The organism is Streptomyces sp. SGAir0957, assembly GCF_043523415.1.
Genome location: NZ_CP027293.1, coordinates 907571 through 931897, shown reverse-complemented (window position 1 = coordinate 931897; position 24327 = coordinate 907571). Strand labels below are relative to the sequence as shown.

20 protein-coding genes are annotated in these 24327 nt (G+C 71.5%); 13 read left to right on the top strand and 7 right to left on the bottom strand.

What is annotated here, in order from left to right; translation table 11 throughout:
* Positions 1-4 precede the first annotated feature (4 nt).
* From uvrA to C1N81_RS09425, 7 genes are all read left to right on the top strand, one after another.
* Positions 5-2485: an excinuclease ABC subunit UvrA gene (gene uvrA / locus C1N81_RS09455; RefSeq protein ID WP_394428302.1), complete on the top strand. Its 2481-nt coding sequence runs from the start codon at positions 5-7 to the stop codon at positions 2483-2485.
* Between the two features lie 96 nt (positions 2486-2581).
* Positions 2582-3088, top strand: coding sequence for a MarR family winged helix-turn-helix transcriptional regulator (locus C1N81_RS09450; protein WP_394428301.1), 507 nt, complete (start codon positions 2582-2584; stop codon positions 3086-3088).
* A gap of 151 nt (positions 3089-3239) precedes the next feature.
* The gene (locus C1N81_RS09445) at positions 3240-4412 is read left to right on the top strand and encodes a PP2C family protein-serine/threonine phosphatase (protein WP_394428300.1); all 1173 of its coding nucleotides are present in this window, start codon (positions 3240-3242) and stop codon (positions 4410-4412) included.
* A gap of 236 nt (positions 4413-4648) precedes the next feature.
* Complete coding sequence (locus tag C1N81_RS09440) at positions 4649-6295, top strand: PP2C family protein-serine/threonine phosphatase (RefSeq protein ID WP_394428299.1); 1647 nt, start codon at positions 4649-4651, stop codon at positions 6293-6295.
* Positions 6292-7392: a cobalamin B12-binding domain-containing protein gene (locus C1N81_RS09435; RefSeq protein WP_394428298.1), complete on the top strand. Its 1101-nt coding sequence runs from the start codon at positions 6292-6294 to the stop codon at positions 7390-7392. The genes C1N81_RS09440 and C1N81_RS09435 overlap by 4 nt, the downstream gene beginning before the upstream one ends.
* Positions 7389-7820 carry an STAS domain-containing protein gene (locus tag C1N81_RS09430; protein WP_394428297.1) on the top strand — a complete coding sequence of 144 codons (432 nt, stop codon included), beginning with the start codon at positions 7389-7391 and terminating at the stop codon, positions 7818-7820. Before C1N81_RS09435 ends, C1N81_RS09430 begins: the two co-directional genes overlap by 4 nt.
* The gene (locus tag C1N81_RS09425; protein WP_394428296.1) at positions 7817-9898 is read left to right on the top strand and encodes an MMPL family transporter; all 2082 of its coding nucleotides are present in this window, start codon (positions 7817-7819) and stop codon (positions 9896-9898) included. Before C1N81_RS09430 ends, C1N81_RS09425 begins: the two co-directional genes overlap by 4 nt.
* A gap of 6 nt (positions 9899-9904) precedes the next feature.
* Here the strand turns inward: C1N81_RS09425 and C1N81_RS09420 are convergent, their stop codons facing one another.
* From C1N81_RS09420 to C1N81_RS09405, 4 genes are all read right to left on the bottom strand, one after another.
* Positions 9905-10636, bottom strand: a complete 732-nt coding sequence (locus C1N81_RS09420) for an ester cyclase (protein ID WP_394428295.1) — start codon at positions 10634-10636, stop codon at positions 9905-9907.
* Between the two features lie 66 nt (positions 10637-10702).
* Positions 10703-11566, bottom strand: a complete 864-nt coding sequence (locus C1N81_RS09415) for a carbohydrate ABC transporter permease (protein ID WP_394428294.1) — start codon at positions 11564-11566, stop codon at positions 10703-10705.
* Complete coding sequence (locus tag C1N81_RS09410) at positions 11563-12531, bottom strand: carbohydrate ABC transporter permease (RefSeq protein ID WP_394428293.1); 969 nt, start codon at positions 12529-12531, stop codon at positions 11563-11565. Before C1N81_RS09410 ends, C1N81_RS09415 begins: the two co-directional genes overlap by 4 nt.
* 120 nt (positions 12532-12651) lie before the next feature.
* Positions 12652-13968, bottom strand: a complete 1317-nt coding sequence (locus C1N81_RS09405; RefSeq protein WP_394428292.1) for an ABC transporter substrate-binding protein — start codon at positions 13966-13968, stop codon at positions 12652-12654.
* A 270-nt stretch (positions 13969-14238) separates the two neighbouring features.
* Between C1N81_RS09405 and C1N81_RS09400 the strand changes: the two genes are divergently transcribed.
* Both C1N81_RS09400 and C1N81_RS09395 read left to right on the top strand, forming a co-directional pair.
* On the top strand, positions 14239-16650 hold the full coding sequence (locus C1N81_RS09400) for a glycoside hydrolase family 2 protein (protein ID WP_394428291.1): 2412 nt from the start codon (positions 14239-14241) through the stop codon (positions 16648-16650).
* Positions 16647-17684, top strand: coding sequence for a LacI family DNA-binding transcriptional regulator (locus C1N81_RS09395; RefSeq protein WP_394428290.1), 1038 nt, complete (start codon positions 16647-16649; stop codon positions 17682-17684). The genes C1N81_RS09400 and C1N81_RS09395 overlap by 4 nt, the downstream gene beginning before the upstream one ends.
* 65 nt (positions 17685-17749) lie before the next feature.
* Here the strand turns inward: C1N81_RS09395 and C1N81_RS09390 are convergent, their stop codons facing one another.
* Positions 17750-18769 (bottom strand): glycosyl hydrolase, encoded by a 1020-nt coding sequence (locus C1N81_RS09390; protein ID WP_394428289.1) that lies wholly within the window; start codon positions 18767-18769, stop codon positions 17750-17752.
* 210 nt (positions 18770-18979) lie between these two features.
* Between C1N81_RS09390 and C1N81_RS09385 the strand changes: the two genes are divergently transcribed.
* Complete coding sequence (locus tag C1N81_RS09385) at positions 18980-20035, top strand: LacI family DNA-binding transcriptional regulator (RefSeq protein WP_394428288.1); 1056 nt, start codon at positions 18980-18982, stop codon at positions 20033-20035.
* A gap of 104 nt (positions 20036-20139) precedes the next feature.
* On the opposite strand, the gene C1N81_RS09380 is transcribed toward C1N81_RS09385, so the two are convergent.
* On the bottom strand, positions 20140-21000 hold the full coding sequence (locus C1N81_RS09380; protein ID WP_394428287.1) for a LysR family transcriptional regulator: 861 nt from the start codon (positions 20998-21000) through the stop codon (positions 20140-20142).
* A 70-nt stretch (positions 21001-21070) separates the two neighbouring features.
* Here C1N81_RS09380 and C1N81_RS09375 point away from each other — a divergent pair, with 70 nt between their 5' ends.
* From C1N81_RS09375 to C1N81_RS09365, 3 genes are all read left to right on the top strand, one after another.
* Positions 21071-21388, top strand: coding sequence for a hypothetical protein (locus tag C1N81_RS09375; RefSeq protein WP_394428286.1), 318 nt, complete (start codon positions 21071-21073; stop codon positions 21386-21388).
* 180 nt (positions 21389-21568) lie between these two features.
* Positions 21569-22066 (top strand): N-acetyltransferase, encoded by a 498-nt coding sequence (locus C1N81_RS09370; RefSeq protein ID WP_394428285.1) that lies wholly within the window; start codon positions 21569-21571, stop codon positions 22064-22066.
* Between the two features lie 82 nt (positions 22067-22148).
* The gene (locus C1N81_RS09365; protein ID WP_394428284.1) at positions 22149-23024 is read left to right on the top strand and encodes a hypothetical protein; all 876 of its coding nucleotides are present in this window, start codon (positions 22149-22151) and stop codon (positions 23022-23024) included.
* Here the strand turns inward: C1N81_RS09365 and C1N81_RS09360 are convergent.
* A complete protein-coding gene (locus C1N81_RS09360; RefSeq protein WP_394428283.1) occupies positions 23011-24090 on the bottom strand; it encodes a hypothetical protein in 1080 nt (359 codons plus the stop codon). The genes C1N81_RS09365 and C1N81_RS09360 overlap by 14 nt on opposite strands.
* Positions 24091-24327 lie beyond the last annotated feature (237 nt).

Genomic DNA, 24327 nt, shown 5'->3' with positions numbered 1-24327 from the left:
GCGCATGGAAGGCACCACCTCCGACGGGTTCGTCCACGTACGCGGCGCGAGCGAGCACAATCTGCGCACCGTGGACGTCGACGTGCCGCGCGACGCCATGGTCGCCTTCACCGGAGTATCCGGTTCGGGCAAGTCCTCGCTCGCCTTCGGCACGCTCTACGCCGAGGCGCAGCGCCGGTACTTCGAGTCCGTCGCGCCGTACGCCCGCAGGCTGCTGCAGCAGGTCGGCGCGCCGCACGTGCAGGAGATCACCGGCCTTCCGCCCGCCGTGGCGCTCCAGCAGCGGCGCGGCGCCCCCAGCTCCCGCTCGACCGTCGGCACCCTGACCACCCTCTCCAACCTCCTGCGCATGCTGTACTCGCGCGCCGGGAGCTATCCGAAGGGCGTCGAACGCCTGGAGGCGGAGGCGTTCTCGCCCAACACGGCGGCGGGCGCCTGCCCCAACTGCCACGGGCTCGGCGTCGTGCACGACGTGGCCGAGGACCTGCTCGTCCCCGATCCGTCGCTCAGCATCCGCGACGGCGCGATCGCCGCCTGGCCGGGCGCCTGGCAGGGGGCGAACCTGCGCTCCATCGTGAGCGGCCTGGGCATCGACATCGACAAGCCGTGGCGCAGACTCCGCAAGAAGGACCGCGACTGGCTCCTCTACACGGACGAACAGCCCTCCGTCCTCATCGAGCCGGAGGAGGGCCGCGTCGACTACGGCTACTACGGCAAGTTCTGGAGCGCGCGCAGCCACGTCATGCACGTCCTCGCCGACTCCAAGAGCGAGCGGATGCGGGAGCGGGCGCTGCGGTTCGTCCGCGGTGTGCCGTGCCCGGAGTGCGAGGGGAGCGGGCTCAGACCCGAGGCGCTCGCGGTGACGTTCGCCGGGCACAGCATCGCCGCCATGAACGCGCTGCCCCTGCACGACCTGGTCAAGCTGTTGCGCCCCGTCGCCGAGATGTCCGACGCCGCGGCCGCCACGGAGGACGCAGGGTCAGGGGAGCGGACCGAGGTGGCGGTGCGGATCTGCGCCGACGTCGTCGCGCGCGTGCGGGTCCTGCTCGACCTCGGCCTGGGCTATCTCAGCCTCGGCCGCCGCTCCACGACCCTGTCACCGGGCGAGGCCCAGCGCCTGCGCATCGCCACCCAGCTGCGCTCGGGCCTCTTCGGCGTGGTGTACGTGCTCGACGAGCCGTCGGCGGGCCTGCACCCGGCGGACGCGGAGCCCCTGCTCGACGTCCTGGAGCGGCTGAAGGCCGCGGGCAACTCGCTGTTCGTCGTGGAGCACGACATGGACGTCGTCCGCCGGGCGGACTGGGTCGTCGACATCGGCCCGGGGGCGGGCGAGGGCGGCGGCCGCGTCCTCTACAGTGGTCCGGTGCCCGGCCTCGAACAGGTCGAGGAGTCGGCGACGAGCCGCCACCTGTTCGGCCGCGCGGAGCCGTTCGAGCACAGTCCGCGCACACCGCAAGGCTGGCTGCGCCTCGCGGACGTCTCCCGGCACAACCTGCACGACGTGTCCGTGGCCGTCCCCCTGTGCGTGCTCACGGCGGTCACCGGGGTGTCGGGTTCGGGGAAGTCGACACTGGTCACCCAGGTCCTCGCCGACGTCGTTCGGGAGCATCTCGCCCTGGCGCCCGAGGAGGACGACCCCGTGGTGGCCGAGGGCGAGGTGGGCGAGGTCTGCGGGGTGGAGGCGTTCGACCGGCTCGTCCTCGTCGACCAGCGGCCCATCGGCCGTACGCCCCGCTCCAACCTGGCCACGTACACCGGCATGTTCGACGCGGTGCGCAAGCTGTACGCGGCGACGGACGAGGCCGTCGCCCGCGGGTACACGGCCGGGCGGTTCTCCTTCAACGTGCCCGAGGGCCGGTGCGGGACCTGCCAGGGCGAGGGGTTCGTCGCCGTCGAGCTGCTGTTCCTGCCCGGCACCTACGCGCCCTGCCCGACCTGCGGGGGCACGCGGTACGACGCCGAGACGCTCGACGTCACCTACCGGGGAAAGAACATCGCGGACGTGCTCGCGATGTCCGTCGACGTGGCGGCCGACTTCCTCGCCGACGTGCCGGGCGCCGCGCGCAGCCTGGAGACGCTGCGCGACGTCGGCCTCGGATACCTGCGCCTCGGGCAGCCCGCCACCGAACTCAGCGGCGGCGAGGCCCAGCGCATCAAGCTCGCCACCGAACTGCAGCGGGCCCGCCGCGGCCACGCGCTCTACCTGCTCGACGAGCCGACCGCGGGGCTGCACCCCGCCGACATCGCACTCCTGCTGCGCCAGCTGCACCGGCTCGTCGACGCGGGCAACACGGTCGTCCTGGTCGAGCACGACCTGCCCACGATCGCCTCGGCGGACTGGGTCGTCGACCTCGGGCCCGGCGGCGGCGACGCGGGCGGCCGGGTGATCGCCACGGGGCCGCCCGCGAAGATCGCCCGGTCGAAGCGGAGCGCCACGGCCCCGTATCTGGCGCGCGCGATCGCCGCCCGCGGCGCGCGGGTGTGACGAACGCCGCCCGTACCCGGCCCGAGACGAGGCCGGGTCGGGCCCTGTAGGCTCGTGGACCGTCGACCCCACTTTCGGACGGGAGGGTGCTGGGACATGCCCCGGAGTCTGCCCTTCCGCAGCGCTGAACACGTGGCCCAGACCGCCTGCCGGGTCTCCGAACTCCTCGACGTGCTGTGGGGGCGCGGGCAGGAGGCCACTTTGGCGGGACCGCTCCCGCCGTCGCAGTTCCGGGCCCTCACCGTGATCGAGGAGCAGCAGGGCGTCAACCAGCGGGCCCTCGGCGAGGCGCTCGGGTCCCGTCCTTCCTCGGTGAGCCGCCTGTGCGACCGCCTGGAGGCCGCGGGTCTGGTGGAGCGGCTGACCAGTGCGACGAGCCGCCGCGAGGTGGTGCTGCGCCTGAGTCGGCGCGGTGCGGCCGTCCTCGACGATTTCCGGGCTTCGCGGGCGCGGGAGATCGAGGCGGTCCTGCAGTCCATGTCCCCGGCCCACCTGCGCACGCTGGCCGAGGGCCTCGAACAGTTCCAGAACGCCGCGGCGGCGCACATCGCTCCGGGTCCGGTGCCGGGCGAAGCCGGAGGATCCTCCGAAGCCATCGCCTGACCTCGCCCGCCCGGAGGGCGGCGCGGGGGATACACTTCGTCAACAGTTGCCCCATGGCAATCGTTACTGTGCTTCTGCGTTCCCGCTCGGCTCGTAGGTGCGGAGCGTTTTCCCGCTCGGCAGCCGGCTCGACCCTCTGAAGAAGGCTGCTGTGAAGAATTTCCTCGCTGTGGAAAAGGCTGTCCGCGCCGCCGCGCCGTTCGCGCTGCTCGACGCGGTGCGCGCCGCGCTGACCGAGCACTACGGGGCTCTCCGCGTCGACCTGCTGATGGCCGACTACGGGCTCACCGTCCTGCAGCAGGTGACGGAGCTGCCGCACACCGCGGAGGCGCTCCCGCTCCGCGACACCCCGGCGGGCCGGGCGTTCGAGAGCCAGGACCCGCGCAGCCACGTCGTGCGCGGCTCCGGAGCGGTCGACCTCTACCTGCCGGTGACCGTGCACGGCGACAGACTCGGCATCCTCTCCGTGCGCGTGCCGGAACGAAGATGCACGCCCGAGGAGATCGAGGAGCTCACCGCCCTCGCCGAGATCCTGGGCCGGGAGATCGTCGTCGCCGACCGGGACACCGACGTCTACCTCCAGGCGCGCCGCGCCAGCCGGCTGACCCTCGCGGCCGAGATGCAGTGGCAGCTCCTGCCGGGGCGGTCCTGCACCCGTACCGAGTACGCGATCGGCGCCCAGCTGGAGCCCGCGTACGCCATCCACGGCGACAACTTCGACTGGGCCGTGACCAGCGAGGCGCTCACCCTCACCATCACCAACGGCAAGGGGGAGGGGATCGGCGCGGCGCTCCTGACCAACCTCGCCGTGAACGCGCTGCGCAACGCCCGCCGGGCGGGAATCGGCATCGCGGACCAGGCGGCCCTCGCCGACCAGGCGCTGTACGCGCAGCACCGGGGCGAGGAGTACGTCTCGACCCTGCTGCTCTCCTTCGACCTGGAGACCGGCCGGGTGCAGGTGGTGGACGCCGGTTCGCCGCAGCTGTGGCGCCAGCGCGGCATGGCGGTCGAGCAGGTGCCCTTCGACGCCCAGCTGCCCCTCGGCATGTTCGAGGAGACCGACTACGTCGTACAGGATTTCGAGGTTCGCCGGGGTGACCGTCTGCTCTTCGTCAGTGACGGTGTCTACGCGGCGCTGTCGGCGACGGGCGAGGAGTACGGCGAGCGTATGCTCGCGCGGGCGATCCAGCGCGCGAGCCTGCTGCCCGCGTCGGCGGTGCCCCGGGCGATCCTCCAGGAGTTGGCCGCACATGTGAACGCGGTGGCCGACGACGACGCCCTCGTGGTGTGCCTGGACTGGTTCGGACGCGCCGCGGAGGCATGATTGCGGCGCTTCGCGGTACTCGCCACGGGTTCGCCTCCTCGTTGGAGTGGGCCTGGTTGCCCCGGCCCCCTTGGCCGTGCAACTGTTGCCTTATGGAAACTGTGACCGTCGGTGCTGATGCCGGGCTCTCGCAAGCCCACTGTCCTCAACAGCGGTTGCTGTCCTAGAGATTCCCAGCGAAGGGTGGTGGGGACCTGCGCAGCGGGTCCCACGTGATGGTTTCCTCCACGGAGCCGATGAGCTCCCGAGGCGTAGAGGTCGACACGGCCGCGGGGCCGCGTAACCCGTACCCGACGGTCACCGTGGACCGGGCAGGCCGCGTCCTGTCCCGCAATGCACAGGCCGGTGCGCTCCTCCCGGGGCTCGACACCGGCACCCGGCTCGCGGACGCCGCCCCCGCCTGGCTCGCCGGGGCGCACGCCGCGGTGGCCGCCGGTGAAGGACCCGACCTGCCGGTGGCCTCGGGCCGCCTCGGGGACAGGTCGGTCGACGCCTTTCCCAGCCGCGGCGCCGACGGCGTAGTGTCCTGGTGGCTGGTCGACGACGGCGATCTGCGGTTCGCCCGCGAGCAGCTGGAGAGCGAGCGCACCCGCTCGCGCGTCCTGCAAGAGGTCTCCAGCGAGCTTCTCGCCTCGCTGAACGCCGAGCGCTGCATGGAGGTGACCGCCCGCATGGCCGCACAGCACCTCGCGGACGCGGCGGTCATCGTCGGCGTCCGCGCAGGGCGCACCTACCCCGTCACCCGCTGCACGACCGGGGAGCCGGTGGTGCAGGAGAGGATCCCCCTCGACCCGTCGGAGCTGCCCGGCCTCTCCGAGGCGCTGCTCGGCTTCCCGCCGGTGCCCTCGCGCTGGATCGACCCGGCGCAGGTCCCCGCGTGGGCGATCCCGGCCGAGTTCGCCGCGGACGGCGGACAGATCGGCTCGGTCGTCGTCGTGCCCCTGCCCGGACACGGCCTGCCGGCCGGTGCCATCGTGATGATGCGCCACAGCCGCGAGGCCGCGTTCACCGAGGCCGAGGAGGCGTTCGCCCGGCTCTTCGCCGCGCGCGCGGGCGCCGCCCTGTCGGCCGCCCGGATATACGCCGAGCAGTCGCACATCACCGACGTCCTGATGCGGGAGCTGCTGCCGCCCGTCCTGGAGGGCGTGCGCGGCGTCGACTTCTCCGGCCGCTACCGGGCCGCCGCCGCGGGCGAGCGGATCGGCGGCGACTTCTACGACGTCTACCCCGCCGACAGCGACGACGCCGAGACCTTCGCCGTCCTCGGCGACGTGTGCGGCAAGGGGCTCGAGGCCGCCGTGCTCACCGGCAAGATCCGCAACACGATCGAGGCGCTGCTGCCGTTCGCGCCGGACCACCACCGGCTGCTCACGCTGCTCAACAACGCGCTGCTGACCTCGCACCACACCCGGTTCGCCACGCTCGCCCTCGCCTCGGTGAAGCGTGCGGGCAGCCGCGTGCGCCTGCGGATCTCCAGCGCCGGGCACCCCACCCCGCTCATCGTGCGCAGCGACGGGCGGGTCGAGGCGGCGGACACGATGGGCATGCTGATCGGCGCCCTGCCGACGGAGATGCTCAAGATCACCACGGCGACCGTGGACCTCGCGCCGGGGGAGACGTGCCTGCTGTACTCCGACGGCATCACGGAGGCGCACGGCGGTCCGCTCGGCGACACCATGTTCGGTGAACAGCGGCTGCGCCACGCGCTCGGCCAGTGCGCCGGGCTGCCCGCCGAAGCGGTCACCGAATACGTACAGATGATCGCATCCCGGTGGATCGACGGCGGTCCGCACGACGACATGGCTCTCCTGGCCATCACCGCGCCGCGCAACAATCACCTCACCGCGGTGGATGGACATACTCGGGGCAGGTTTACAGCATGACGACAGGTGAGACGAGCGCGGGAACCTCCGCGCTGCCGACCTTCAGCGACCTCCGCGAGCAGTTGTGGAGCGCGCTGATCGACTGCGACGACACGCACGCGGTCGCCCTCGTGCGCTTCGCCGCGGGCGAGGGCACCGCGGCCCACGGACCGGCGACGGCGGAGCGCGTGCTCCTGGAGCTGATCGCGCCGGTGCAGGAGCGGGTCGGCGTCGAGTGGGCGGCCAACCGGATCACGGTCGCGCAGGAGCACGCGGCCACCGCGATCAACGAGCGGTGCATCTCCGCCATCGCCGACGCGGCCGCGCCCGCCCCGCACCGGGGCCGCCTCACGGTGGCGTGCGTGGACGGCGAATGGCACGCGCTGCCCGCCCGCCTGGTCGCCGAGATCCTGCGCCTGCGCGGCTGGAGCGTCGACTACCTGGGCGCACAGGTCCCCACCGAGCACCTGATCGCCCACCTCCACCAGCGCACCCCCGAAGCGGTGCTGCTGTCCTCCTCGATCCCCTCGCACCTGCCCGCGGCGCACACGGCGATCAGCTCCTGCCAGACCACCGGCACCCCCGTCATGGCGGGCGGCGCCGCGTTCGGCACGGACGGCAAGTACGCCCGCCGGATGCAGGCGGTGTGGGCGCCGGACGCGCTCAGCGCCCACGCGCTCCTGGAGAAGGGGCTGAAGCGGCCGACGATCGACGCGGCCCGGCTGCCCGACCTGGATCTGCCGCACCTGACCGACCAGGAGTACACCCTGGTCAGACAGACGAAGCGGCGGCTGGTCAAACAGACCCTCGCCGATGTCGAAGAGGCCTTCCCGCCGATGCGCTCGTACACCGAGTTGCAGATGGAGCGCACGGCCGAGGACATCGACCACATCGTCACGTACCTGATCACGGCGCTCTACGTCGACGACCCCGCGCTCTTCAGGACCTTCGTCAGCTGGACCGCCGACATCCTCCAGGCCCGCGGCGTCCCGCCGCAGTCCCTGCTGCCCGCCCTGGACTCCCTGCTGCACCAGCTCAACGATTTCCCGCGCGCCCTCGGCATCCTGACCGCGGCCCGCAAGATTCTGACCGTCCCCGGACCCGGGCAGCCCGCATGACCACATACGCCGCACTGCATCTCACCGCCTCCGGACCGCGTGACGGAGTGCTCACGCTCGCGGTCGAGGGGGCCCTGGACTACGACACCAGCGGGTACTTCACCGACCACGCGGGACGCGCCCTCCTGGACCACCCCGGCATACGCGTCCTGCGCCTGGACTGCTCCGCTCTGAGCGGTGTCGACTCCATGGGCCTGTCCACGCTCCTCGGCCTGCGCCGCCGTCTCGACACCCTGGGCGCGGGCCTGCGGATCGTCGAGCGCTCCGCGCGCCTGGACCGCCTCCTCACCATCACCGGCACCTTCGAGTACCTCGTCGGCGCCGAGGAAGCGGCCCAGAAGGAGCAGGATTCCGCCGGCACCGCCTCCGCGGCCGAGGCGGAACCCCCCTCCGCCACCGGTGACGAGCAGGCACGGCAGCGCCGGTGAGCGCCGGCGCGTCGCGCAAGGCACGCTGGCTCCTGCCCCTCGTCCTCCTCGTCGTCTGGCTCGGCGTCGGCGGCACGCTCGGACCGTACGCGGGCAAGCTCGGTGAGGTCTCCACCAACGACCAGGCGGCGTTCCTGCCGCGCAACGCCGAGTCGACCCGTGTGATCGACGCGCAGAAGGCGTTTCAGCAGGACGAGACGGTGCCCGCGATCGTCGTGTGGACCGCGGACGACGAGGGCACCGTCTCGGCCGCGCAGCGGGAGCGGGCCACGCGCGCGCTCGCCGGGCTGCGCGGCAGCCCCGGCGTGGTCGGCCAGGTGTCGCCCGCGGTCCCCTCGAAGGACGGCAAGGCGCTCCAGGGCATCGTCCAGCTCCGGCCCGACCTCGGGGACGACCTCGCGCCCACCATCGACCGGATCGCCGCGGCCGCCAAGGCGCCGGGCACCACCGTGGCCGTCGCCGGGCCCGCCGCGAGCCAGGCCGACCTCTCGGGCGCGTTCGCCGGGATCGACGGACTGCTGCTCGTCGTCGCCCTGGTCACGGTCCTGGTGATCCTGCTCCTCGTCTACCGCAGCGTCCTGCTGCCCTTCGTGATCATCCTGGGCGCGGTCTTCGCCCTCGGCGTCGCCTGCGCGGTCGTCTACGCCCTCGCGGACCACGACGTCGTCCGCGTCGACGGACAGGTGCAGGGCATCCTCTCGATCCTCGTGATCGGCGCGGCCACCGACTACGCCCTGCTCCTGACCGCCCGCTACCGCGAGGAACTCGCCGGGCGCACCGACCGGTTCGCCGCGATGCGCGCCGCCCTGCGCCGCTCGGTCGGGGCCGTCGTCGCGAGCGCCGCCACCGTCGCCCTCGGGCTGCTCGCCCTGCTGCTCAGCGACCTCACCAACAACCGCGCCCTCGGCCCGGTCGGCGCGATCGGCATCGTCTGCGCGGTCCTGAGCACGCTGACGTTCCTGCCCGCCGTCCTGGTGCTGCTGGGCAATGCCGCGTACTGGCCGGCCCGTCCGCGGCCCGCCGGCGCGGAGGGCGGTCGCGGCCCCTGGCCCCGCATCGCCCACGCCGTGAAGACCTCGCCGCGCAAGATCTGGGCGATCGCGCTCGGTGGGCTTCTCGTGTGCGCGGCGTTCGCCCCGACCCTGAACTCCAAGGGCGTGCCGCTCGACGAGATCTTCGTCAACGACGCCCCGTCGGTCGCGGCCCAGGCGACCCTGGCCGAGCACTTCCCCGGCGGCGCGGGCAACCCGGCCGTCGTCATCGCCGGGGCGGACCGCGCGCGCGAGGTCACCGAGCGGGCCGAGAAGACCGAGGGGGTGGCCAGTGCGGCGACCCTGAACCAGCAGGGGAGGCCCGGCGGCGGCCCCGCCCGCGTCGTCGACGGCAAGGTCCGCCTCGACGTCACGCTCGACGACCCCGCCGACAGCGACGCGGCCAAGGCCACGGTCGCCCGTCTGCGCACCGCGCTGCACGCGGTCGACGGGGCCGACGCCCTGGTCGGCGGCTACACGGCGCAGCAGTACGACACCCAGCACACGGCGGAGCGGGACCGGACGCTGATCGTGCCCGTTGTCCTGCTGATCATCCTGGTCATCCTGATCGGGCTGCTGCGCTCCCTGCTGATGCCGCTGCTCCTGGTGGCGACGGTCGCGCTCAACTTCGTCGCCACCCTCGGCATCTCCTCGCTGGTGTTCACGCACGTGTTCGGCTTCACGGGCACGGACGCGTCGGTGCCGCTGTACGGGTTCGTGTTCCTCGTCGCGCTCGGCGTGGACTACAACATCTTCCTGATGTCCAGGGCCCGCGAGGAGTCCCTTGCCCACGGGGTGCGCGACGGCATCCTCAAGGCCCTCGTCGCCACCGGCGGGGTGATCACCTCGGCGGGCGTGGTCCTCGCCGCGACGTTCGCCGCGCTCGGCGTGATCCCGCTGGCGTTCCTCGTGCAGATCGCGTTCATCGTGGCGTTCGGTGTCCTGCTCGACACCCTGGTCGTACGGTCCCTGCTCGTCCCCGCGCTCGTCCGGGACATCGGGCCGAAGGCGTGGTGGCCAGGCCGGCTGAGCCGCGAGGAGCGGTAGCGGGACTCAGGGCTGCCCGGTCACCGGGCAGCCCCGGGTCAGTTTGCCGAGGAACGCGTTCGGGTCGTAGAAGTGCTCGACCTCGAGCAGGCGCAGGTCGTCGTCGACGCGGGCCACGCTCATCCCGTACATCTCGACCTGCTTGCCGTCCGGCTCGAAACCCTTGTACGGGCCCTCGAACGCGCCCCAGTGGCGCCACTTGAACGCGATGGACGGCGGCGCGGAGAGCACCTCCGTAACCTCCCAGTAGAAGCCGCCGGGGAACGCCTCGTGGAAGACGTGGTGCGAGGAGCGGAAGTCCTCGGCGCCGTAGAAGACGCTGTCGCCGATCAGGACGTTGTAGCTGCCACGGTCGGCGATCTCGGCGGCGTCGGCCCAGGGCCCGCCGTTGATCCGGGTGCGGAACCGGTCGGTGACCATGGAGACCCACTTCGCCGGGTCGTGCTTGTGCGAGACCTCCATCTCGAAGACCTGGACGAGCCCCTCGACGATCGCCTCGAGGGACCCGGGCGCGTGCTCGATGGTGCGCTGGGCGGGCATCACCGTGTGCGAGAGGTGATAGTCCGGTACGCCCTCGCGCCAGTCGGCGGCGTCCGCGGCGTCGATCACCGCGGAGCGGCCCTGGAGCCACAGCGGGGGCAGTGCTTCGGGCATGACGAACCCCTTCGGGAAGAGGAGGGTGCGGGCGGGCGGGAGGAGCACGAAGCGCAGAAGGCGCCCCCATCCTGATTCGCTCACACGTTCAACACAACCCGTTCGTGGAAACTCCACAGGTCAACTTCCGCTTCCGCGCCGCCCCTTGCCCTACTTCGTGGCCCCTTGCGCGAACCCGTTGTAGATGTAGCGCTGGAGGAAGAGGAAGACGAGCAGGGTCGGAAGGATCACCAGGATCGCTCCCGCGGAGATCGCCTCCCAGTGCGCGCCGAACGGCCCCTTGAAGCGGAACAAGGCCGTCGAGATCGTCCCCTTGTCCTCGGAGGGCATGTAGAGGAACGGGATGTAGAAGTCGTTGTACGTCGTGATGCCCTTGACGATGACGACCGTGGCGATCGCCGGCTTCAGCAGCGGCAGGATGATCTTCCGGTAGATGGTGAAGGTGTTCGCCCCGTCCAGGCGGGCCGCCTCGTCGAGCGAGACCGGGATGCCCCGGATGAACTGCAGGAAGATATAGATCGACACGATGTCCGTGCCCATGTAGAGCAGGATCGGCGCCCACCGCGTGTCCACCAGGCCGAAGCTGTTGACCACCTGGAAGGTCGCGACCTGCGTCGTCACACCCGGCACCAGCGTGGCGACGAGGAACAGGGCCATCACCGTCTTCTTGAACCGGAACTCGAAGCGGTCGATGGCGTACGCCGTCATGGAGCCGATCAGCACGGTCCCGGTGATCGAGAACAGCAGGATGAACGCCGTGTTCCCGAACGCCGTGAGCATGTGCCCGTCGGTGAACGCGGTGGCGTAGTTGGACAGGTTGAACCAGTCGTGCGGCAGGCTCAGCGCGCCGCCGTCGGCCACCTCCCGCGACGTCTTCAGGGAGGTCAGGAAGATGACGACCAGGGGGACGAGGACGACGAGGGAGGCGACGACGAGCGAGAGGTAGCTCAGCGCCGTGCCGAGGCGGAACCGGCCGCGCGGGGAGGGCCGTTCGTCCGTGGTGAGCGTGGTCATACGAGGTCCACCTTGTCGTCGGGCACGAGCCGTCGCTGGATCCAGGTGACGAGCAGGATGATCAGGAGCAGCACGACGGCGCAGGCCGAGGCCAGGCCCGTCTTGTTGAACTGGAAGGCGAGCTTGACCGTCTGGATGACGAAGGTCGACGTCCCGGTCGCGCCGCCGGTCATGATGTACGGGATCTCGAAGACGGCGAGGGAGCCGGAGATCGCCAGGATGACGCTGAGGCTCAGCACCGGCCGGATGCCCGGCGCGATGATGTGCCGGAACTGCTGCCAGCGCGTCGCGCCGTCGAGCTGCGCGGCCTCGTACAGCTCACCCGGGATCGACTGGATCGCGCCGAGGAACAGCACGAAGTTGAGGCCGGTGAACCGCCACACGGAGACGCCCGCGAGCGAGGTGTTGGCGGAGTCCGGGTCGCCGAGCCAGGCGTGGTCGCCGCCGGCGCCGAACCAGGACAGGACCGAGTCGAGGGTGCCGCCGTCCTGGAAGAAGTAGAGGAAGACGAAGCCGATGGCGACGCCGTTGATCAGGTAGGGGAAGAAGAGGATCCCCTTGAAGAAGTTGCGGAAGCGCAGGTCGAAGCTGAGGATCGTCGCGAAGTACAGGGCGATCACGATCTGCACGGCGGACGCGGCGAGGTAGTAGAAGCTGACGAAGAAGACGCGGAACAACTCGGGGCGCGTGAACAGCTGGGTGTAGTTCTCGATCCCCGTGTAGTTCCGGTCGGGGCTGACGCCGTCCCAGTCCGTGAAGCTGTAGTAGATCATGTTGCCCACGGGCACGTAGGTGAACGTGATCAGCAGCGCGAGCGGCGCGAGCAGGAACAGCCACGGGGTGATCCTGCGGAGCGGATGGTCGCGCCAGGACCGGGCGGGCGGGGCGCCGCGGCGGGAGCGGCTCCGGGCGGGCGCGGCGCGCCGCCCCGGTGCCGGGGGCGCTTTCGAGGTGGTGTCGGTCATGCGGGACGGCCCTTTCGTGGTCCGCGACGAGCGGGACGAGCGACTGGCGGACGGGGGCCCGGCCCGCAGGCGAGAGCGCGGGCCCCGTGCGCGTGCGCGGGTGGCGCGGTGCGCCGGCGGTCAGTTCCCGGCGACCGAGGCCGCCTCGGCCCAGCGCTTGTCCAGGTCGGCGAAGTAGTCCTCGACGGACCCCTGCTGGGCGCCGCGCGCGAGGTCGATCAGCTTCTGCCGGTAGTCCGGCTTGGAGAGACCGATCTCGGCGGCGTCGTCGATCGCGTTGACCTGCTCCGTCTTCGCCTCGGAGCGCTCGATGAGCGTGACATCGTTGTCCTGGAAGGGCTTCAGGACGTCGGGGAAGCTGATGGAGGTGAGCGCCGAGACACCGCCCTCCTTGGCCGCGAAACCGGACTTCTCGGTGAACCAGTCGATCCAGGCGCGCGCGGCCGGCTTGTGGTCCGAGTGCGTGTTCACGGCGAGCTGGTAGTCGGAGACGAGCGTGGCGCAGAACTTCCCGTCCTTCTGCGCGGGGAACGGCATGAAGCCGATGTCGTCCGGGTCCTGACCGGCGGCCGACGCGGCGCCGCGCATCTGGTTGACCGCCCAGGAGCCGAGCATCATGCTGCTGATCCTGCCCTTGGCCAGCTGGGTCTTGGAGTCCTCCCAGTTGGTGGTGGTCGGGTCCTTCTCCGCGAGCTTGTCGTGCACGATGTCGTAGAGCAGCTGGTCGACGGTGTTCAGCTCGCTGCCGGCCGCCCACGGCTTGTCGGCCGAGGCCAGCGCGTCCCACGCCTTGCCGTCGCAGGTCACCGAGCCGACGTTGTTGGTCCAGGCGCCGCTCAGCGGCCAGCCGTCCTTGAAGTTGGTGTAGTACGCGGCGCCGGTCTTGTCCTTCACCCGCTTCAGGTCGTCCAGGAACTCCTTCGGAGTGGCCGGCCACTCCTCGATGCCCGCCTTCTTCCAGACGGCCTTGTTGTAGACGAAGCCGTTGGCGGTCCCGAAGTTGGCTATGCCGTACGTCTTCCCCTCGACGTCCGTCTTGCCGGTGAAGCGGTACCTCTTGACCATGTCCCTGGTGTCGCCGAGCGGGGCGAAGAACTTCGGGTAGTCGCCCTTGGCGATCGCGCCGGGGATCAGCAGGACGTCGCCGTAGTTCTCGGTGTTCATCCGGATCTTCACCTCCCCCTCGTAGTCGGTGATGCCCTGGAACTTCACGTCGACCTTGGGGTACGTCTTCCTGAACTCGGCGGCGTACTTCTTCATCGTGCCGTCCTGCACGAGATCGGTGCGGTTGGTCAGCACCGTGATGGTGCCCGACACCTTGGCGGGGTCGGAGGGAGACTCGGCCGCCTCTCCCGAGGCGCTCCCTCCGCCGCCGCACCCCGCGACGGTCAGCAGTGCGGCGGCCAGCGCCATCGCGCTCAGCGGCTTCGTCCTCATGTGCCCAACTCCTTCCAAGGGTCACGGCTCAGGCCCAGCGGGCTGACGGCACTATGTCAGCCATCTATGAACCGGTAAAGCCTCGATTTCCGCCGCGATACCCAATCGTTACCGTGTCCTGGTGTGAGCGGCTGCTGGCAAGCGCTTCACCAGGCGCTATGTAGGTGGCCCCAGCACTAAACGAGGACTAGACCGGTTAATGAACCAGGGGTTAGGTTGGCGGACGTCGCATACGAAGCGGGCCCGCGTCCGTCCGATTGGAGTCGCCCTATGAAGGCCACCGCCCAGCTCAGCGAGGGATGGAGTCTCGAGCACGAAGGGACGCGCATCGCCGCCCAGGTCCCCGGCTGCATCCATGCCGACCTGCTCGCCGCCGACCTGATTCCGGACCCGTTCATCGGGCGGAACGAGCAGTACATCGCCTGGGTGGGCCGCCGTGCCTGGACCTACACGCGCGACCTGCCGGCCGAGGAGACCGCGGGCGCCGCCTTCGAGCGCACGGACCTCGTCTTCGACGGCCTGGACACCGTCGCCCATATAGCTCTAAACGGCGCGGAGTTGGGCCGCACCCGCAACATGCACCGTACCTACCGCTTCGACGTCACGGGGCGTTCCGGCCCGTTGACCGTCACCTTCGACTCCGCCTACGACGAGGCGCACGCCGTCAAGGCGCTGACGGGGGAGCGGCCCAACGCCTATCCCGAACCGTTCCAGTACATCCGCAAGATGGCGTGCAGCTTCGGCTGGGACTGGGGCCCGACCGTCGTCACCGCCGGCATGTGGCGTCAGGTCCGGCTCGAACGCTGGTCGACCGCCCGGATCGCCCAGGTCCGCCCGCTGGTCACCGTCGACGGCGCCGACGGCCGCGTGGAACTCCGCGTCGACCTGGAGCGCACCGCGACCGGCGCCGGACGCCACCTCGCCGCGCACGCCACGGTCGCCGGGGTCACGGCCACCGCCGAGACCGACGGCGACACCCTCACCCTCGTCCTCGACGTTCCCGGCGTCGACCTGTGGTGGCCGCGTGGCTACGGCGAACAGCCGCTCTACGAGGTCGAGTTGACGCTCACCGCCGACGGCGAGCAGCTCGACACCTGGCAGCGGCGCGTCGGCTTCCGCACGATCGAGATCGACCGCTCCGCCGACGAGGAGGGCACCGGATTCACCTTCGTCGTCAACGGCACACGTATCTTCGTGCGCGGCGTCAACTGGATCCCCGACGACGTCCTGCCCTCCCGCATCACCCCGGAGCGCTACCGCACCCGCCTCGAACAGACCGCCGCCGCCCACGTCGACCTGGTCCGCGTCTGGGGCGGCGGCATCTACGAGGACGAGGCCTTCTACGACACCTGCGACGAACTCGGCCTCATGGTCTGGCAGGACTTCCTCTTCGCCTGCGCCGCCTACCCCGAGGAGCAGCCGCTGCGCGGCGAGGTCGAGGCCGAGGCCCGCGACAACGTCGTCCGCCTCATGCCGCACGCCAGCCTCGTCGCCTGGAACGGCAACAACGAGAACCTGTGGGGCTTCCGCGACTGGGACTGGGAGGAGGAGCTCGCCGGGAACTCCTGGGGCGAGGGCTACTACCTCGGCCTGCTGCCCCGCGTCGTCGCCGAACTCGATCCCACCCGCCCCTACATGGCGGGCAGCCCCTGGTCGGGGTCCTGGGACCACCACCCCAACGACGCCGACCACGGCACCTACCACTCGTGGGAGGTGTGGAACCGGCAGGACTTCACCGAGTACCGCGCCGACGTGCCGCGCTTCGTCTCCGAGTTCGGCTGGCAGGCGCCCCCGGCCATAGCCACCCTGCGCCGCGCCCTGCCCGGCGAGGACCTCGCCCCCGACTCGCCCGGCGTGCTCCACCACCAGAAGGCCGAGGACGGCAACGGCAAGCTGAACCGCGGCGTCGCCCGCCACTTCACCCTGCCCGAGGGCGACTTCGACCGCTGGCACTACCTCACCCAGGTGATCCAGGCCCGCGCCGTCGCCACCGGCATCGAGCACTGGCGCGCCCACTGGCCGCGCTGCGCCGGCACCGTCGTCTGGCAGATCAACGACTGCTGGCCGGTCAGCTCCTGGGCCGCGATCGACGGTGACGGCCGCCTCAAGCCGCTCTACCACGAGCTGCGCCGCCTCTACGCCGACCGCCTGCTCACCGTGCAGCCCGGCGCCGAGGGGCCCGAACTCGTCCTGTCCAACCAGGGCGGCACCCCGTGGAGCTGCGACGTGACCCTGCGCCTGATGCGCGCCGACGGCACGCTCGCCGCCCGTGTCTGCGTCGGCCTGAGCGCCGGAGCACGCGAAACCGTACGGCTGCCCGTGCCGCCGGAGGTCACTCCGGCGACCGGCTCCGCCAAGGAGTACCTCGTCGCCGACGCAGACGGGCTGCGCGCCCTCCACTTCGAGGCGCGCGACAAGGACTTCGACTACCCGGAGCCCCGGTTCGACATCGCCGTCGAGACCGTCGGCCGGGAGCGGGATACAGTCGACGTCGTGGTGACCGCCCAGACCCTCGTCCGCGACCTGCTCCTCCAGGCCGACCGCATCGACCCGCACGCCCGGGCCGAGCGCGGCCTGGTCACCCTGCTGCCCGGTGAGACCACCCGCATCCGTGTGCACGGCACGCGGGGCGCGGGCGCCAACACCGTCCGGGCGGCCCTCTTCTGCGTGGAACCCGCGTGAGCGCACCCACGCAGCGCGTCACCATCAAGGACGTCGCGGCCGCCGCCGGAGTCTCCAAGGGCGCGGTGTCCATCGCGTTCAACCACAAACCGGGGCTCTCCGACGCGACCCGGGAACGGATCTTCGCGGTGGCCCGGGAGATGGGCTGGGCGCCGAACTCGTCGGCCCGCAGCCTCTCCCGGCAGCACACGGACACGGTCGGCCTGGCGATCTGCCGACCGGCCCGGCTCCTCGGGCTCGAACCGTTCTACATGGAGTTCATCTCCGGCATCGAGTCCGTCCTCGCCGAGCGCTCCTGCTCCCTGCTGCTCCGCCTGGTCAGCAGCAGGGAGGAGGAGATCGAACTCCAGCAGACGTGGTGGCGCGAGCGGCAGGTCGGCGGGTCCGTCCTCGTCGACTTCGACCAGGACGACCCGCGCATCGGACCGCTCAGGGAGCTCGGTATGCCGGCGGTCGCCGTCGGCCACCCCGATCTGACCGGCGGCATCCCCTCGGTGTGGACGGACGACGCCACCGCCATGGCCGAGGCCGTCCGCTATCTCGCCGCCCTCGGCCACCGCAGGATCGGCCGGGTCGGCGGGCCCGAGGCGCTGGGCCACAGCGCCATCCGCGAGGAGGCGTTCCGCACGACCCTGGAGTCCCTCGGGCTCGACGGTTCGCTCCAGATGGCGTCCGGCTTCGCCGGTGAGGAAGGAGCGCGGGCCACCCGCTCGCTGCTGCTGCGCGCCGAGCGGCCCACCGCGATCGTCTACGACAACGACATCATGGCGGTGGCCGGGCTCGGGGTGGCGGCCGAGATGGGTGTCTCCGTGCCGGACGAGCTGTCGCTGCTCGCCTGGGACGACTCGCAGCTGTGCCGGCTCACCCACCCGACCCTGTCGGCGATGAGCCATGACGTGCACGGCTTCGGCGCCGATGTCACCCGGGCGCTGTTCGACCTCATCGAGGGGAAGACCGTCACGTCCCACCCGGTGCCCATGCCGTCGCTGACACCGCGCGCCTCGACGGCGGCGCCGCGCGCCCGGCGCGACTGACCGACCGGACACATGTGTGTGGCCCGCCCCCGAGGGGACGGGCCACACACATGTGTGCCGGGTGTCTACAGCTTCACCTCACCCTGGTTGAGGACGCGCGGGTGGAAGTAGCCGGCCTGGAGCTCCGCGTTGGAGTTGTTCCCCCGCAGCTGCTCCGACCACATCATGAAGTAGGCCCAGCGGGTCTGGCTGTCGAGCAGCGAGGCGTTGGGGATCTTGCCCATCTCGGCGAGGGCGATCGGCTTGCCCGCCGCGATGGACTGCATCTGCGAGTAGTCCGACGAGCTGGGGTAGCTCTTGTACCAGACGTCGAGGGAGACGACGTCCACGTAGCTCGACCCCGGGTAGTAGTCCGACCAGCCGCCCGCCGGGTTGTCCTGGACGTTCCACACCCAGATCAGGTTGGACAGGCCCTTGCCGACGAGGTAGTCGTGGGTGATCTTGTAGAGCTTCGCGCTGCCGTTGGCGCCGGGGCGGTGGCCCCACCAGTTCCAGGTCTCGTTCATCTCGTGCAGCGGCCGGAAGAGAACGGGCACGCCCGCGCTCTTCAACTGGTTGAGGTAGGGCACCGCTTCGTCGAGGCGGCGCTTCCACGCGGTGTTGAGCGACGTGCCGTCGGTGACGATCTGGTTGAACTGGGTGTCGCTGACGCTCGACTTGACGCCGCCCTCGAACGCACAGGAGCTGCCCATGGTCGGCGGGCACACGTGCCAGGTCAGAGCCACGAGAGAGCCGTTGTTCCACTCGGTCTTCGCCTGGTCGATCACGCGCTGACGGTTGGCCACGTCCGTGGCGTTGAACATCAGGTCACCGCCCCACAGGCCCGGGTACTGGCCGGTGACGTCCTTGACCTGCTGGGTGTACTGGCCCGGGTTGCTGGCCGGTTCCTTGTTGTGCTGCCCGGAGACGATGTTCGAGCCGCTGATGGACTTCAGGTAGTCGATCACCTGCTGCCGGGAGCGGCTGGGGAACGCCTCCGCGTCGGGGGCGAGCGTCACGGCCACGAGAGCGGACAGGGCGAAGGCGACGAGCAGCGCGAGCCCGCGCGCCCGCGTCAGGGGTTTTCTGTGCAGAGCAGTGCTCATGGGGACGGGTTCCTTTCCGAGGGGGAGTGGTCGAGGCTCCGAGGGGGAGTGGACGAGGACCGTGCTGGCGGCACACTCTGCACACCGCCGACATCGTTGTCTAGCAGTTGAGCAAGTTAAGTAAAATGCAAGTAATGCAAGGGATTTCCCTGCCCACTGCGCCGTGCAGCTGGGCCAATGCCGACTCAACCGGTCTATGGTGAACCCCTCATGGACGAGCAACGGGTCACCATTCACGACGTCGCGGCCCACGCCGGGGTCTCCCGTGCCGCCGTCTCCCTGGCCGTCAACGACAAGCCGGGTCTGTCCGACGCGACCCGGGCCCGCGTCCTCGCCGCCGCCGACGCCCTGGGCTGGCGTCCGCGCCGTGCGGCGGGGCCGCGCGGCCGGCGGGGCGCGGGCACGATCGGCCTCGTCGTCCGGCGGCCCGCGCGCCAACTCGGCCTGGAACCCTTCTACATGGAGTTCGTCTCCGGTCTGGAGAGCGTCGTCTCGAACCCCCGCGAGGCGGACCGCCGCGGCGCCGTCCTGCTGCGCCTGGTGAAGACCCTGGACGAGGAGATCGACCTGCAACGCCACTGGTGGCGGACCCGGCAGATCGCGGGCTCCGTCCTGGTCGACTTCCGCGAACACGATCCGCGCGGGCCCGTCCTCGCCCGGACCGGGATCCCGGCCGTCGCCGTCGGCCATCCGTCCCTGACGCGGCCGTTCCTCTCCCGCTGGACCGACGACGCCACGGCCGTCGGCGAAGCGGTGCGCTACCTCGCCGCGCTGGGGCACCGCGCCATCGCCCGGGTGGGCGGCGCGCCGGAGTTGGGGCACAGCGTGATCCGCCGCACCGCGTTCACCCGGACCATGACCGGACTCGGGCTCGGCAGGGGACCGCAGCTCGACACGGACTTCTCCGGCGCCTCGGGCGCCAGGGCCACCCGCTCGCTGCTCACCGCCGCGCGCCGCCCCACGGCGATCATCTACGACAACGACCTGATGGCGGTCGCCGGGCTCTCCGTCGCCGCCGAGCTGGGTCTCCGTGTCCCCGCCGACCTCTCCCTGCTGGCCTGGGACGATTCGCAGCTGTGCCGCCTGACCCATCCGGCGCTCTCCGCGATGAGCCATGACGTGCACGCCTTCGGCGCCGACGTCGCCCGCACGCTCCACGCCGTCCTGGCGGGGGAGCGGGTCCCGGCGCACCCGGTGGCGAGGCCGACGCTCATCCCGCGCGGCTCGACGGCCGCGCCCGGACAGAGTGGTGCGGGGGCGGTCTGACACTCCCCAGTGAAAATGACCGCCCCCGCAGCACATCCTGTGGTGGAGTGTCCCCGATCTTGCCCCTCAATCCCGCGCGGACGCCTCTACGGGTGTGGCGCTGATCACGCCGGGCTCCTCGCGCCAAGGCTTTGCGCGGCGGCGACGAAGGAGGCGACCGCGGGCCGGCGGTCCCGTTCGTTCCAGGCGAGGACGAGCGTGCTGGCCGGTGCGTCGGTCACCGGCACGGCGACCAGACCGGGCGGGAGCGGGTCGACCAGCGAGCGGGGCAGCACGGCGATCATCCGCCCCGTCGTGATCATGTGCAGGAGCTGGACCACGTCGGCGACCTCGGGGCCGCTCCCGCCGCCACCGGGCACGCCAGGGACGCCCCGCCAGCGCGGCAGCGTCTCGCCCTCCAGGTCGGAGACCCGCACGGCCGCGGGCCCGGCGAGCCGGTGTCCGGCCGGGACCACGGCCACCCGGTCCTCGGTGTGCAGCGGTTCGTGGTCGAGCCCGTCCAGGTCATCGAACGGCGAGTAGAGCAGGCCCACGTCGGCCCGCCCGTCGCGCAGGAAGTCGGTCCGGTCGGCCGGGCCGCTGAACAGGATGTCGACCCGCCGCGCGGCAGGCTCCTGGGCGTACGCGGCGAGCAGCGCGGACAGCAGGCCCGCGTCGCCGCCGGGCTTCAGGACGAGTCGCAACGGGGCCCGGCTGTCCCCGGCGGCGCGGGCTCTGCGGACGGCGGCGCCGACCGCGTTCAGCGCGTGCCGTCCGTGTTCGAGCAGCGCCTCGCCCGCCGGGGTCAGCTCGACGTGCCGGCTGGAGCGGACGAACAGCGGGACGCCGAGGCGGGACTCGACGCGCCGGATCGCCTTCGACAGCGCAGGCTGGGCGATCGAGAGCCGCTCGGCGGCCCGCCCGAAGTGCAGTTCCTCGGCGACCGCGATGACGTAACGGAGCTCCCGGGTCTCCAGCTCATCCATGCCCGCAGGTTATCGCCGGATGTCCGACCGGTCTTGGACGGTCCTGCGCGCAGCGGCCAAGAATGACCACATGATCCAGCACACGATGATCGTCTCCTTCGACGAGACCCCGCCCGACACCGATCTTGACCAGTACCTCGCGGACATCGAACGCGTCATGGCCGACAGTGGCCTCGTCCAATCCTTCGCGGCCCGCCGCCATCTGCCCGTCGCGGGGGAGGAGGCCATCCCGGCGATGATCGCCACCGTCGTGGTGCGGTTCGCCGTGGCCGACATGGACAGTCTCGCCAAGGCGTTCGCCGTGCCCGCCCTGCACGAGGTCATCGCGCACTGGCAGGCACGGCACCCGTACAAGGTGGCCTGGGCCAACCATGAGGTGCTGGCGTGAGCCGAGGTGCCGACCTGACCTGAGGTGCCGACATGACCTGAGGGGCCGGCGTGACACGAGGGGCCGACATGACCTGAGGGGGCGTGACACGAGGGGCCGGCACAACGAGTTACGGGCCGCTCCGCGACCGGCCGTAAAACCGGTCGGCCCGCGGCGCGGCCGACGGTACTCTCGCCCCTCATGAGCTGGCTCCCCGACGACTTCGTCCACCCCGTCCACGTCCCCGTGCCCACCACCGCGCTGCACCTGCGGCCGATCCGTGAGGCCGACACCCCGATCGACTACCCGGCGGTCATGGGCTCGCGCGAGCGCCTGTTCGAGATCTTCGGCCCCGCCTGGGGCTGGCCCGCGGAGACCATGACCTACGACGAGGACCGCGTCGACCTGCTGCGTCACGAGAAGGAGATAGCGGCCCACGCGTCGTTCAACTACGCCCTCCTGAACGAGGACGAGACGGCGCTCCTCGGCTGTGTCTACGTCGACCCGCCCGAGCGCGCGGGCGCCGACGGGGAGATCTCCTGGTGGGTGGTGGACGACCTCGTGGGCAGCGCGGAGGAGCGGGCACTCGACGCGCTGGTGCCGCGGTGGATCGCCGCCGACTGGCCCTTCCGGCAGCCGCGGTACATCGGCCGCGACCTCAGCTGGCAGGAGTGGCTGGCGCTGCCGCCCGTCGCCTGAGCCCGCGCCCGGGAACCCCGCGCGCCCCACACCGCGTCTTGATCACCGTCACCACGGAACCGTGCGGAGGTCGGACCAGCCCATGCGAGACGACGGACGACGGCCGAGCGCGCTGTACGGATACACCCTGTGGGTCTCCGCCCTGACAGCGGTGCTCGGCTGCGCGATCCTGGCGGGCGGCTTCGCCGCCGCCTGGGACACCTTCGGCAATGTCCGGGAGTACGCGGACCGCAACATCGCCAACGAGGACTCCTACTACGCCTACGCCGAGGGCTCGATCGAGGAACTGGCCAGGATCTTCTTCGTCGTGACGCCGCTGCTGGCGGTCCTCGCGCTCCTCGTCGTCTCGGCCCTGCTCGGCGCGTACGCGGTCGACGCGGCGCACGCGGCGGGCGACGGCCGCCCGCTCTCCAGCGGCGAGTTGTGGCGGCGCAGCCGTCGCCGCCTGCCCGCCGCCTTCGTGGTCAACGCGCTGACCTGGTCCGCGGTGGGCGCCGCGGAACTCACCGCCTATGCGTGGGGGTACCGCGCGGGACGCGACGACGCGGCGTGGGCGGACTGGCTGTTCCCGGTCGCCATGGCGTGTCTCGGGCCGCTGCTGTACTCCCGCCTCGTGGTGGCCACCGCCGAGACGGTCGTCGGGGGCCGCACCCCGTTCGCCGCGCTGTACCGCTCCTGGGTGCTGACCCGGCGCGTACGGTGGCGCGCGCTCGGCGTGGTCGTCCTGGTCACCGCGGCGGCCGTGCTCTTCGTGCGCCTCGCCATGTACGCGGTCGCGCCGCTCGTCCATGTCGCCGGGCTCGCCATGCTGCGGATCAGCGACGGCAACGTGTGGAGCACCGGCGTGCTGATGAAGGTCCTGCCCCTCGGCCTGGCGCTGCTCCTGGTGCCGCCGGTGCTCCTGCCGGGGGTGTGCGCCATGGTCACCCGCCTCCACCGGCGCCTCATTCGTACATGACGTAACCCGGGCGCGGGGACAGGGCCAGCACCTCGTCCGGTGTCATGAGGCGGCTGCCGCCCTCCGCGTCCTCCTCGAAGAACAGCTTGAACCCGGTGTGCAGGCCCGGCGGGAGCGTGTCGACGAGCCGCTTCCAGGTCTCGCGCTTGAGGTGCGGCGAGCCGATCCCGTCGGCGCTCTTGACGACGGCCACCCCGTCCGGGATCTTCAGCCGCCGCTCGTCCTGGACGACCGACTCGGCGACCTGGTGGTAGACGAACACCTTCTCCGGGAGGTCGTGCTCCGCCACGAGGGAGGCGAGATACGCGGCTATGCGGGTGAGTTCGGCGCCGCTCGTGCGGCCGTAGCTGTCACCCGGGACCTGCCCGGGACCCATCTCCCACTCCGGGTCGAGGGCGATGCCGACGTCCGGCTCGGCCAGCCACGCGCGCAACGCCTTGACCTCGTCGAGGGCGGAGGCGCGGCCCGGCTGGATGTTCAGCAGGAGCAGCGCCTTGTGGTCGCGGGCGGCCTTGTGGAAGGTGCGGATCGTGGCGTCGGAGGTGCGGCTGCGGTACATGCCGTCGGGTCCGGGGCTCGCGTTGGCGACGACCGCGAGCAGTTCGAGGACGGGCAGCACCGTACGGCCGTCCGCGTAGGCGCGGCCCCGCCGTTCGATCTCCGAGACGCGGTCGTCCAGGTCGCCGGTGCCGAGGCGGCCCAGGGCGGCGGCGCCGGGCAGCCCGCAGTAGCCGACGAGCCGGTGCTCGGGGAAGATCTGGCGCCCGCCGCGCGGCAGTTCGGGTCGCCGGCGGGTGGGCCGCGGTGATGCGGAGCGTGAACTCGGCGCGGCCGGTTTCGACGAGGTCCCCGACGCGGAGCCCGCGCCGCTCTCCCGGGCGTCGGACGTGCCGCACCCCACGGCCAGGGCGGCGGCGCCCGCGGCCCCCGCGGCGAACAGCGCGCGCCGCCGCACGTGGCCCGCCTCCGCCCTCGTACCGGCGTTGTCGCGGTTCTCCCGCACCTGGTTCTCCTGTCCGCCGGCGAACGACGTGGCGTGTGCCGCCGCGGCGCTCGCGAAGATCATGTCCTCTCGGCGCCTTGCCGCAGGGTGAGGGGTGAAACGTACGACGACGGGGGCGCCCGGGGCGGGCGGGACGCGTACGTGTGCGACGTGGCGGACCCGACCGGACGTATCGCCGGACGGATCGCCGGACGCGCGGCCGGACGTACGAGCGTCCCCATGACCGGACGCACCCCGGTGACATGCGGGTCCGCCGTCGGCGTGGCAGCGTGAGGACCGGACCCATTTGTCAGCGTATGC

Excerpts from the sequence above, each read along its gene's own strand:
- uvrA (WP_394428302.1), top strand. The coding sequence starts at position 5 with ATGGAAGGCACCACCTCCGACGGGTTCGTCCACGTACGCGGCGCGAGC.
- C1N81_RS09450 (WP_394428301.1), top strand. The coding sequence starts at position 2,582 with ATGCCCCGGAGTCTGCCCTTCCGCAGCGCTGAACACGTGGCCCAGACC.
- C1N81_RS09440 (WP_394428299.1), top strand. The coding sequence starts at position 4,649 with ATGAGCTCCCGAGGCGTAGAGGTCGACACGGCCGCGGGGCCGCGTAAC.
- C1N81_RS09435 (WP_394428298.1), top strand. The coding sequence starts at position 6,292 with ATGACGACAGGTGAGACGAGCGCGGGAACCTCCGCGCTGCCGACCTTC.
- C1N81_RS09430 (WP_394428297.1), top strand. The coding sequence starts at position 7,389 with ATGACCACATACGCCGCACTGCATCTCACCGCCTCCGGACCGCGTGAC.
- C1N81_RS09415 (WP_394428294.1), bottom strand. The coding sequence starts at position 11,566 with ATGACCACGCTCACCACGGACGAACGGCCCTCCCCGCGCGGCCGGTTC.
- C1N81_RS09410 (WP_394428293.1), bottom strand. The coding sequence starts at position 12,531 with ATGACCGACACCACCTCGAAAGCGCCCCCGGCACCGGGGCGGCGCGCC.
- C1N81_RS09405 (WP_394428292.1), bottom strand. The coding sequence starts at position 13,968 with ATGAGGACGAAGCCGCTGAGCGCGATGGCGCTGGCCGCCGCACTGCTG.
- C1N81_RS09400 (WP_394428291.1), top strand. The coding sequence starts at position 14,239 with ATGAAGGCCACCGCCCAGCTCAGCGAGGGATGGAGTCTCGAGCACGAA.
- C1N81_RS09390 (WP_394428289.1), bottom strand. The coding sequence starts at position 18,769 with ATGAGCACTGCTCTGCACAGAAAACCCCTGACGCGGGCGCGCGGGCTC.
- C1N81_RS09385 (WP_394428288.1), top strand. The coding sequence starts at position 18,980 with ATGGACGAGCAACGGGTCACCATTCACGACGTCGCGGCCCACGCCGGG.
- C1N81_RS09380 (WP_394428287.1), bottom strand. The coding sequence starts at position 21,000 with ATGGATGAGCTGGAGACCCGGGAGCTCCGTTACGTCATCGCGGTCGCC.
- C1N81_RS09375 (WP_394428286.1), top strand. The coding sequence starts at position 21,071 with ATGATCCAGCACACGATGATCGTCTCCTTCGACGAGACCCCGCCCGAC.
- C1N81_RS09370 (WP_394428285.1), top strand. The coding sequence starts at position 21,569 with ATGAGCTGGCTCCCCGACGACTTCGTCCACCCCGTCCACGTCCCCGTG.
- C1N81_RS09365 (WP_394428284.1), top strand. The coding sequence starts at position 22,149 with ATGCGAGACGACGGACGACGGCCGAGCGCGCTGTACGGATACACCCTG.
- C1N81_RS09360 (WP_394428283.1), bottom strand. The coding sequence starts at position 24,090 with ATGATCTTCGCGAGCGCCGCGGCGGCACACGCCACGTCGTTCGCCGGC.